Annotated in this window: 10 protein-coding genes and 1 CRISPR repeat array; all 10 genes read right to left on the bottom strand. The window is 41.8% G+C overall.

Annotated features, from left to right (window positions below):
* The first annotated feature begins 46 nt into the window (after positions 1–46).
* A CRISPR array of direct repeats spans positions 47–538; the repeat unit is 30 nt; unit sequence GTTTTAATCGTACCATTGTGGAATTGAAAT.
* A gap of 369 nt (positions 539–907) precedes the next feature.
* Positions 908–3,628 carry a hypothetical protein gene (locus tag NZ519_07660; GenBank protein ID MCS7028624.1) on the bottom strand — a complete coding sequence of 907 codons (2,721 nt, stop codon included), beginning with the start codon at positions 3,626–3,628 and terminating at the stop codon, positions 908–910.
* 2 nt (positions 3,629–3,630) lie between these two features.
* Complete coding sequence (locus tag NZ519_07665; GenBank protein ID MCS7028625.1) at positions 3,631–3,861, bottom strand: hypothetical protein; 231 nt, start codon at positions 3,859–3,861, stop codon at positions 3,631–3,633.
* 100 nt (positions 3,862–3,961) lie between these two features.
* Positions 3,962–4,939 (bottom strand): hypothetical protein, encoded by a 978-nt coding sequence (locus tag NZ519_07670; protein MCS7028626.1) that lies wholly within the window; start codon positions 4,937–4,939, stop codon positions 3,962–3,964.
* 3 nt (positions 4,940–4,942) lie between these two features.
* A complete protein-coding gene (locus NZ519_07675; GenBank protein ID MCS7028627.1) occupies positions 4,943–5,110 on the bottom strand; it encodes a hypothetical protein in 168 nt (55 codons plus the stop codon).
* Between the two features lie 622 nt (positions 5,111–5,732).
* Complete coding sequence (locus NZ519_07680; GenBank protein MCS7028628.1) at positions 5,733–6,293, bottom strand: hypothetical protein; 561 nt, start codon at positions 6,291–6,293, stop codon at positions 5,733–5,735.
* A gap of 85 nt (positions 6,294–6,378) precedes the next feature.
* Positions 6,379–7,488: a hypothetical protein gene (locus NZ519_07685; GenBank protein MCS7028629.1), complete on the bottom strand. Its 1,110-nt coding sequence runs from the start codon at positions 7,486–7,488 to the stop codon at positions 6,379–6,381.
* Between the two features lie 170 nt (positions 7,489–7,658).
* On the bottom strand, positions 7,659–8,678 hold the full coding sequence (locus NZ519_07690) for a hypothetical protein (GenBank protein MCS7028630.1): 1,020 nt from the start codon (positions 8,676–8,678) through the stop codon (positions 7,659–7,661).
* A 1-nt stretch (position 8,679) separates the two neighbouring features.
* Complete coding sequence (locus tag NZ519_07695; GenBank protein ID MCS7028631.1) at positions 8,680–9,078, bottom strand: hypothetical protein; 399 nt, start codon at positions 9,076–9,078, stop codon at positions 8,680–8,682.
* A 399-nt stretch (positions 9,079–9,477) separates the two neighbouring features.
* Positions 9,478–9,816, bottom strand: coding sequence for a hypothetical protein (locus NZ519_07700; protein ID MCS7028632.1), 339 nt, complete (start codon positions 9,814–9,816; stop codon positions 9,478–9,480).
* 610 nt (positions 9,817–10,426) lie between these two features.
* Positions 10,427–10,886: hypothetical protein (locus tag NZ519_07705; protein ID MCS7028633.1), on the bottom strand; the 460-nt coding region annotated here is incomplete at its 5' end.

Consider the following 10,886-nt stretch of genomic DNA (forward strand, 5'->3'; position numbering starts at 1 on the left):
TACCCAAAATTTGCGTTTTTGTAATCGATTACTTACTTTTGAACGGGTTTTAATCGTACCATTGTGGAATTGAAATCCAAATGTAATTAACCCACCCATCGGCAGATACTGAGTTTTAATCGTACCATTGTGGAATTGAAATGTCTTGTATCATCAGGCTTAATCAACTCAATACAAGTGTTTTAATCGTACCATTGTGGAATTGAAATGCACTGAATTAACATACACTGAATTGATTTGTTCGGGTTTTAATCGTACCATTGTGGAATTGAAATCCCGTCCCAGCAACCCGCGCCCGCAACCCCCCGCCCGTTTTAATCGTACCATTGTGGAATTGAAATATACAAATCGAAACAAGTGCCGGGCTTTTTAATGCGTTTTAATCGTACCATTGTGGAATTGAAATAATCCAATTGAGCCGCCGCCGCCAACCGCCCAAGCGTTTTAATCGTACCATTGTGGAATTGAAATCGTGCCACGGTGCCACGTGCCGCGACGCCACTCTCCGGTTTTAATCGTACCATTGTGGAATTGAAATGATAGTCGTTAAAACTCTCTTGCAATTGTGCTAATCGTTCAGGAGAAGTACCAACTCCACCACTTGTATTTACAGACAACGTCGTTCCTGTCATGACTAACCCACTACCTATTGTTATTTGCTGCAATGTTCCTGTTCCAGACGTACTGCCTCTACCTGCCAATGTGCCTTGATTTAAGATTAAATGGCTTGGTAACCAAGTAGTTCCATTCCAAGTTTCTTCTTGATTGGTAGTCGTGTTCCATATTTTAGAACCAACCAATACCCCCGTTAGCGCATCTCTTTCAACAGTGGTCAAACGAGGAATCGTAACATAGTTGGCATTTTGTACTTGTTTGAGTGTATTATTAGTTGTTATTTCAAAAGTGCTCATAGTGATATTACAATAATTAAGTTGATACCCGCCGAATCATTAGTCATTACACTATTGGTATAATCGACGCTTCTTACGGTTACACTCCCTGCATTTACTTGGACTCTTAGCATACCTGTTAGCATGCCAGTATTGGTAGCAGTTGCAGTAACAACACTTGATGTGGTTATTCTACTATCAGAGTATGTAAAAACACCATTGACCAAGTTGCCCGTTGCGGTTATCATGTTAACTGTTGCTAAGTTAAACCACGAAGACCCGTTGTAAACTTGGTGTCTGTTATTGATTGTGTTGTAAATAATCATGCCTGCATCTGCACTTGTCCATGTTACTGCATTGCGTTGTGTAGTAGTCATGCGAGGGGGCAAGAAACCTCTGCTTGTACTATTTACTTGCAGTTGTGCATTGGCGCTTACAACCGAACCAATGTGCAATGCCCCTGCTGTATCCAGTGTAACATGAACTGTGTTATTGGTTTCCAGTTGCAAGGGTTGAGCATCGTTGCTGCCAATCCTTACAGCGGTACCAAAACTGTTACCGTCTTGCAAGATAGCATTTGTAGGAGATGATGAAGTGCTTGATATGGTAATTGTATTGGCAGCGTCGTTGTAATTGATTGATATACCGCTTCCAGCTACCAGTGTTGCACCTACCACGTCTTGGACAGCCTCTGTGAAGTCTGTGATATCTGTTGATACATGTGTATGCCCGCTGATTAGCGATGATATGGTATTGGTAGATAAATCTCCACTTGAACTTGCAACAACTACACGGGTTCCGGTACCTGCAAGTGAAGGTATGTTGATTGTACCAGTAGGGCTAATACTCAACCTTACCGTGTTATTGGTTTCCAGTTGCAAGGGGAAAATATCGTTGCTACCAATCCTTACAGCGGTACCAAAACTGTTACCGTCTTGCAAAATAGCATTTGTAGGAGATGATGAAGTGCTTGATATGGTAATTGTATTGGCATTATCATCATAGTTAATTGTTATACCAGCACCTGCTACCAATGTTGCAGCAATGATATCCTGTACGGTTTCTTGAAAAGCAGGGTTAATATCTGTACTATCAAAAACAGCTGTTATATCATCTAATGTCGCAATAATGCCGTTCTTGGTTTGAAATTTTTGCTCAAAAAAAGTGCTTATGTTGAGGTCGTAAGGGGTCTCAAATCCGAGTTTTAAGTGATATCCACCTTTTTCGTATTGGATACAATCAGAAGCATAAACAATCTTTTCACCGCCTTCATTTAATAGTTCAATTTGATTCCATGCAATATTGCCATTGGAAAGAATGTAGTTTAAATCGGCATTTACTTGTGCAAGTATCACACCACCATAATTTATAAAGGAAATTCCTTCATGATTTTCATGTACAAGGTTTTGTGAAATAATATTTTTTACTGCCTGTAAGAAGTCTGTAATGTCTTCATGGACGTGTGTATGTGGTGAAGGAGGAAAAGTAGCAGGCTTGTTAGTAATGTCATTCCAATCTACACCGCTGCTTGATATGGTAATTGTATTGGCAGTGTCGTTATAGTTGATTGATATACCGCTTCCAGCTACCAATGTTGTGCCTACCACGTCTTGGACGGCTTCTGTGAAGTCTGTGATATCGCTGGATACATGTGTGTGTGAAGAGACTAATGATGATATGGTAGTGGTTGACAGGTCCCCTGTTGGGGTAGTAACAACTACACGGGTTCCGGTACCTGCAAGTGAAGGGATGTTGATTGTACCAGTAGGGCTGATACTCAACCTTACCGTGTTATTGGTTTCAAATTCAAGATTTTGAGCATCATTGCTACCAATAACAACCGGTGTCCCAAATGTATTACCATGTTGCAGTATAAAGTTAGACGTGTTGATAGTACTTGAAATAGTAATTGTGTTAGCAGTATCATTGTAAACGACTGCTATCCCTGTACCAGCTACCAATGTAGCACCTACTACGTCTTGGACGGCTTCTGTGAAGTCTGTGATATCGCTGGACGTGTGTGTGTGCCCGCTAATCAACGAAGAGATAGTAACAGTAGATAAATCTCCACTTGGACTGGCAATAACCACTCTATTTCCTGTACCTGTGAAGTTAGGGACGTTGATTATCCCAATATCACTGATACGCAACCTTACTGTGTTATTGGTTTCCAGTTGCAAAGGTTGAGCATCGTTACTACCAATGGTAATAGCTGTTCCAAATGCATTACCGTTCTGTAAGATAAAATTAGATGTGTTGATAGTACTTGAAATAGTAATTGTGTTAGCACTATCATCGTAAACGACTGCTATCCCTGTGCCCCCAATTAAAGTAGTACCTACAACGTCTTGGACAGCCTCTGTGAAGTCTGAGATATCTGTTGATACATGTGTGTGTGGTATAGGAGGGAACGTTGTTGGCTTACCGATGATATCAACCCAATTTACCGGACCACCGCCTCCACCACCGCCTCCACCAGCTCCGCTGCTATCAAACATGAAAGCACTTACATACACAAAAAAGCTATTCAGATTGGCAAAGGGGGTATCGTTGTTATCTGTATAGTTGCTAACAGGTTGTAATTGGCACCCTTCAACCCACCCGTCGCGACCAACCATGCGAATACCAATGTAATCTATCCCTTCAACAACGTCGTGAACAAGCTCATAGGCACCACGCTGCTTAGGAATGCCATTGATAAAAAAATATTGGTCGTTACCTGCTTCTATTTTTGCCATCACTATTTAAAAATGACATCTTGTAGGAAACTAATAAAAGCATTTGCATTAGGATAAGCACCTCCGTTATACTTGCTAACAGGTTGGAGCTCACAACCTTTCACCCAACCATCGCGTCCTACCATGCGAATACCAACCAATTCGCCTACGCGTACAATTTCATACTTGCCGCGTTGCTTAGGAACGCCGTTAATACTGAAAATAACACTATTAATTGGTTGAATAGTAGTCATTTTTTGACAGTTGTTTTACGACCTCCACAACCACAACCGCCTGCTTTGCGCGTATTGGGTTTGAGTGTAGTCTTTTTTGTTGTTGTTTTTTTAGTTGCCATTATACTCGCATTTCTACCAATACATTCCTACGTACATCAAAACAATTGTAGTCTATGCTTACAACAGTTTGTGTAATAGAAGGCAATACCTTTTCTAATTCTTTGTTGTACAAATCTAACAACTCTTCTTTGCGCTTTTCAGCCCACTCTACACTGTTATTGGTAAAAAAGTTGATTCTATCAGAACCAATGATTTCTTCTGCTAAGTGCGCACCAAAGCGGTACAAAATAGCTTGTGACATCATGTAAGCGATATTTTGAGCCAACCGGCTAAAATCGCACACATATGCCATATCCAATGCAATACCGTGATTGCCTTTAACATAATACCATCTACCAATTGCTTTTTTGCTTGTACAACCACAAGATTGATTATTGTTCATTTGATGATTTGCCCACGTCCACGTAGCAGGTCTAACATCAGATAAATCCCAAACGACACTAAACCGTTCAGGGTGTTTCACTAAATACCCTAACGTCTTATCATCATTGGTAAGGTCAATGCTGGTTGGCTGTCCTGCTACAATGTCTACTGTAAAAGTAAGCACAGTACTGCCATCAATGAGTTGCACTTGTTTACCTGCAACCGTATCATTGGCAAGCAAATGCACCTTTGTAACACGCCAAGTAGACAGCGGTTGATATTGGGGGTTGTATTTGATGACTTCTATACCTTTGACTTCGTTGGAATAGTCATCGGCATACGTATCATTCCAAAGCGTTGGCAAAGATTGGGCAATGATTTTAATTTGCCCTAAACACTGCATGCGCGTCAACACATCCTCAACGGCAAAGTCTACTGCTATTGTTGATGCTTGTTGTATTAACTCCATTGCACTGCCATATGTGGCTGCATTGGCAATGCCTTTCAGCGTAAACCCCGCTAAATGCTCTAAATATTTGCCCGAAAGACTGCGAAAGCCGTCTTTGTAGCGTTTATCCTTTAAAGAAATAATAAAATCCTGTTTCCAATTCATTCCCTATTCTAAAAAGGTTACTTCTACAACGCACCCTCGCAGCCAAAACGGCGTGTCTACTAAATCGTTAACACACTCTACTTCTATGTAGCCAATTCGCTCCACCCAAACGTTTACAAAGCGAGCAGGAATGTGTTGCATTCCTAATTCCACGTGTTGTTCCGTATTCATCAGAGCGCTTAAATAAGCACATAAAATGTGTAAAAACTTATTTTTTCTTAATGCCGCTTTTGGTAATTTGATACCCCCCTTTCGGCGTTCTTATTCTTGTTTTTTTCATATTATTTTTTTTGTAGTTACACCTGTTTTTCTTAGACGCGACTTAATTGCTTGTGCCTATCTGTTGCGTTTTGGCTTATCTTTTTTGGTAAACATTTTATTACGTGTTTCCATTGCCCTTTCGCGTGCAACAGCTTTCTTACTTTCAGCACTTCTTTTAGCAGGGATTGGTTGAGCTGTGTAACGTGTTGCTTTGGTTTTCCCCTTACGGTCAACAACACGTACCAAGTCTTTTGTTAGATATGTTTTTAGCCTGCGCAAGAAGCTCTTTAATAGCTCTTTCGCTGCGTGTACGCGTATCTTTTTGCTGTTTTTGTGAACGAGGTGAAAGATTGGCGTACTTTGTAGTTTTTAATGTAGTAGCAGAGACTTTTGTCATCTTTGCACAAGCACCTACTGCTTTTGTGCATTGTTTTCTATACAATCCAGCTGCACGAAGTCTTGCAAACCAAAGCTTGCGCGCAAAATTATTGTTGCTAACACTTGTGAACTTAGCCATATTTTTAGTTTTGATTTAGTTGTTAATGAAAGCGTTGTAAGCGCCCGCAATTACGTAAAAATTCCAACCGCGTACTTTATCATCAGCCCACATAAAAGACGCGGTGAATTGGCGACGGGCAATGTTTTTACCTGTTGCATCGTAAGTCAACGTCTGTTTCAAGTTAACAGGCGTGCGATAAAACGTTACTAAATCCCCTCTATAAATGGTTACCAAGTGCAATTTACCATTATTGGCAAGCATAGTTTTGTCGTCCCAATACAACCTATCAGTTTCAGCGACAAAATCAAAATAGTTGTCTTCAAAAGTAATTGTTTGATTTGCCCCTGTAATAGCCGCTGGGATAAAAGGGTCAAAACTTACTTCTTGCCACTCTTCTGCTTGCTTATTAAAGTTTTGCACCCGTTTAAAGCTAAGTTTGTTAGCAGCTACCAGTGCTTGTAAATGTGATAACGCCAATGTAGGCGCTTCTGGTAACGGAGGAGTGCTGGTTGGCGATACCTCGCAATTCAAAAAACCAACGATTACAATATCGGTGGCAAGAATTTTTGTATCGCAAAAGGACGGTGCAGCCACTTGTACAGGCGGGGCGGTACACGTATTGGTACACGCACCCAATGCAACGTTGTAAATACTCATATTTCTTCTTGTTTACAGTGGCTTATGCAGCAGTAGCATTAAACAACAAAGTCCCATTGGTACCTATTAAACGGTCGCCTGTGTTGTATGCATCTGCTGGAATCGCAAACAACAAGCTAATCGTTTTTGCCAATGTAACAACCCACTGCGTATCCAACCCGCAATTAGATTTGCGGATATAGACATCAAAGGTAAAAGGCACATCAAAGTTGTTGGTACGGTCGGTAATAACCGTATTCACATCATCTAAACTGTTGAAATTTAAAGCATCGCCTCTTTCTGCAACGGGTTCATATTGGAAGTCGCCAACGTTGCGTGTAAATTCCATTGGGATAACATGTCCCGGTTGAAAAGCTAAGAAACGCTGTACATTGGGGGCTAGTACACTGGGAACGTTGATATCTTGAAAAAATAAGCCGTAATTGGTAGCGGCTGATACATCAACCCCTACGTTGCTGTTGCAGCAACCGAATTGACCTTTGCGATAATACTCTTTAATGTTGTTCCAACCTACAATAAAAGGCTGTGTAGAGTATTCCATCTCTTCAAATTCGCGGCGTACAACGTCTAAGATAGAGTTCAAAGACACATCAATGTTACCGCCCGTAAATGCGTTCCCTGACTTGATAGCGCCGCCTCCAACATAACCACCAACACCAGCTACATAACGAGCCAATAGCGCCCTGTTGATGGTAACGTAAAAGTCGTTTAGATTGGAAGCTAAAATCCGCTCAAATTCAGCGTCTTTTGTTTCGCTATTGCAGTAAGTTTTAAATTGAGCGTCTGACAACGTTATCTTGTGATAAAACGTGTCGCGCGTCAAGTCAAACTCAAAGACAGTGGTATAGATTGGTTTTTGTGTACCGGGTGCACACAAATCAGGGGCGCCGTCTGCTTGGACGTTAAAAACACCGTTATTGGTGCCGCGTTGATAGAAGTTGCGATAAATAGCAATAGCGCGACCTTCATTGATATCATAGTCGCGTTGTTCTTGCCGCCCACCTCTTAAATTTTCCTCTGTGTAAAGGGCTTGCAAGAATCCAACAGGCGTCTTCATGGTCGCAGGATTGCCTTGACCAATGAACCGCTCGATTTTCGTACAAAAGGTTGTCGCTGGGCTACGTACTGGCATATAAAATATTGGAAAAGGTTAAACCATGTTTTTGTTTGCCTTTCCAATCCTTACGTGAAAGGGTTGGTTGCCGTAGCTGGCAAGGGGAGGGATATTTGCCTTAGCAAAGGAAGGTGTCCGTAGACACTTATGCAAATATAAAAAAAAAGCCCTTGTTGCAAGGGCTTTGACTAACTGAAAAACGATTTTCTTTTTTGGTCGCGCGCCAATGCCTCCTTGGCAATTTCATCATTTGCTTTGTTGCCTGCAACCCCACCATTAGACGCTTTGTAAAAGCGCCCGCCTTTCACAGGGTCTTTGGCAATCATTAGTATAATATCCGACAACGTTGCCGGAACCCTTTGCCCGTATGGATTGGTAACCCAAACAGGGTCTAACCTTCCTTTTTCATAGTATTGGTATCCGCCGTTGCCGTCTGGTCTAACTTCAAAGTGTGTGTTGAAGCTGTTTATCAACCAATTCCGAATGTGGTTTTCTTTTGCCAGCTCTGCCTCGCGCCGCCCTAATTGGATTTCATCGTCGTAAATGCTGGGCAACTTGTAAAATTCACTAAAAAGCCGCGTCTCCCAGCGTATACGTTCAATTTCAGATTTGAAACGGCTTTCCAATTCAGGCAGCTCCTCCGTGCGCAACCGCTCTAATTGATGCTCCAATTCGCGCTTAGCTTGCTCTATTTCTGTGCGTTGCTTGCGCTCTGTATCTAAGATGCGCTGAAATTCACGACCTTCCAACGACACATTCTTTAATTTTTCTTCATAGTCTGCTAAGCGAATTTTATTTAGCTCACTTGCATATTGTCTTAACTGTGAAGCCGTATAACGACCAGCATCTTTGTACTTCTTGGCTATTTCTTTTGCTATCTCAGGGTTTTCAGGAAGCAATGCCTCCCCAATCTCTTTGATATCTTCATAAAATCGCTTCCTTGTCATTTCCTCCAATTCCTTCTTATAAGGTGGATACTCCTTGTACCATCCTTCTTGGAATGCCTTAGACAAGATGGTCTCTCTTATTTGTTTAGCCAAATATTCGGCATCTACCGTTACCTCGCTGCCGTCATCTAACTTGATTTTTTTACCAAGCGAATCCAATAGATTTGCACTTACCCCAGCAGCAGTAAGGCTTATTTTAAGTGATGTTAATTGCGAATTAACATCTTGGTCTTTGGGTACTGTTAAGTTTTCGCCTTCCATATTATTCTTGCTTACGTCCTCCTTTCAATGCAGCCAACTCAGCACGCAACTTGGTTAATTCATCTACCAATGCGGTTTCTTTATCCAAGCCTACATCCGCTAACTTGAAATAGACATGGCTTTTGTCTTCCAATGAAGCGGTTTGATATTCTTTTAACAATTTTTGAATAAACGGGTCGGTTTCTTTAAAGAAGCGCAATTGGCTGTAATTATCCACTTGCACTATCCCCGCCTCCCATAGCCGTTCGGCTTCTGGGTCATACGTTACACCATCTCGGTCTTGGTGCTGTTGAAAATTGTTAAAAAAAGTCTCATAGTCCATTGTATTGGATACAATGTCTTCAAAGAAGACCTTCCCATCTCTGCTTACCAATGCTGGATTGAAATAATACACCAACACGCCGCGCATCCGTGTTGATGTTTTTTTTACATTTTTGTCTATTGGCATAGTTATATGTTTTTGTTAATGAGCATAAATAACGAAACGAACGGGGCAGTGCATGCTGCTGAAATAATACTGCATAACACCGTTGTATTGGTAATAGCAACTAAAAACGTAATCCAAACAGCTAAGCAATACGGGCAAAGGAACAACTTGTATATTGTTTGTTGCTTCTTAAACCACCTTGTAAGCAACCAACGCCCTAAAAAAGATAATATCATATCAGTACTATATTCCCCATTTTGACTGTTAGGGCTGCCACACCAAATCCAAAAAGAATACGCAACAGCACTCCCAATAAAACTGTACAACAATACTGTTTCCATTTTTATATGTGCATATGCAAATATACAAATATTATATTAATAAGTGTATTTCATCTTTTGACAAAGAAAACATTTTACCATATCGGCGCTCCAACCAGCGCACTTTTGAACCATCGCCAACAATTCTTGCACCATTAGGCGTAAAGACTACTTGTATGCTCCTTTCTAATTGCCCCGTATCTTTTAACTTGATAGGGCGTCCTTTGCGCTTGCCTGTTTTGTATTTGCCGATGGGCGTAAGATTCGCTTTAAGTCCTTGCTGAAAAATACGCCTTTTCATCTGCACGACGGCTAATTCTGCACCTGTTTGCGCTTTTTTAATTAAAGCCAACTCTAATTGTTGTAGCTTATTCTTTATTTTTTTGAACATATGTTTAGATTTTTTAAACACAGTACTTTAAAACAAACAAACATATGAAAGAAGAGCTTGCTTGTGAAATTTGGATTTGATGTTATAATAAAAAAAAAGCCCCCCTGCAAGCGAGCGCGCGGGGGCGCGGTGCGGCGCAGGGGGGGGGTGGGCGCGGGGGGAGGAAAGGCGGATCAACTATAGTTCTCCGCCTGGAATATCAACTCCTCAATTATGTTCATAATTACAGGTGTGACCTCCCCCTCTTCAAGGGGGACCCACATTTCTGTGTTGGTATGCGAGTCGAGTAAGAACGAATCTATATCTATATATTCGTTCTCAAAATCCCACCAAATGTAATTAACCCACCCATCGGCAGATACTGACACTAAAAGGTTAGTAGCAGATTGATGTAAGTAGAAGTTGTCCTCCGGACAAACTTCTATTAACTTTTTTACTAATTCTTCCATATTACTTCCTGTTTAAGTACACTACAAATATATAACATATATTTTTAATATGCAACACTTTGCTATATTTTTTTTATAAGTTTTTTTTTAAGTCGTACGGATAAAAAAAAGCCCCCCTGCAAGCGCAGGAGGGGTAAGAGCTATTTGCCATTAAACACTAACTATTCTGCCGGTTTACGGGTACCGCCTTCCCAGCTGCCGCCAAGCCACTGGCCGGACAGCCAGACGCCGTCCAGCCACTCCCCGGCGTGCCAAACTCCGGCGTGCCAAGTGCCGGAGAACCACGTGCCATTATACCATTCCCCTCCGTGCCACTGGCCGGATAGCCAGTTGCCGGAAAGCCAAACGCCATTATGCCAAGTCCCCCCGTTACGCCAGTTGCCGGCGCGCCAAACGCCGGACAACCATTCGCCACCCAAAAACTCTCCTCCCAGCCACAACCCGGTCATCCAGCGGCCGCCCCGCCAGATGCCGGAATGCCAAATGCCGGAGTGCCAAACGCCGGACAGCCACTCGCCGTCCAGCCAAATAAGCCGCCCGTCTTCAAGTTTTAATCGTACCATTGTGGAATTGAAATACCATCGCGTCCTACCATGCGAATACCAACCAATTCGTTTTAAT

The sequence above is a fragment of the Bacteroidia bacterium genome (genome assembly GCA_025056095.1).
GTDB lineage: Bacteria > Bacteroidota > Bacteroidia > JANWVE01 > JANWVE01 > JANWVE01.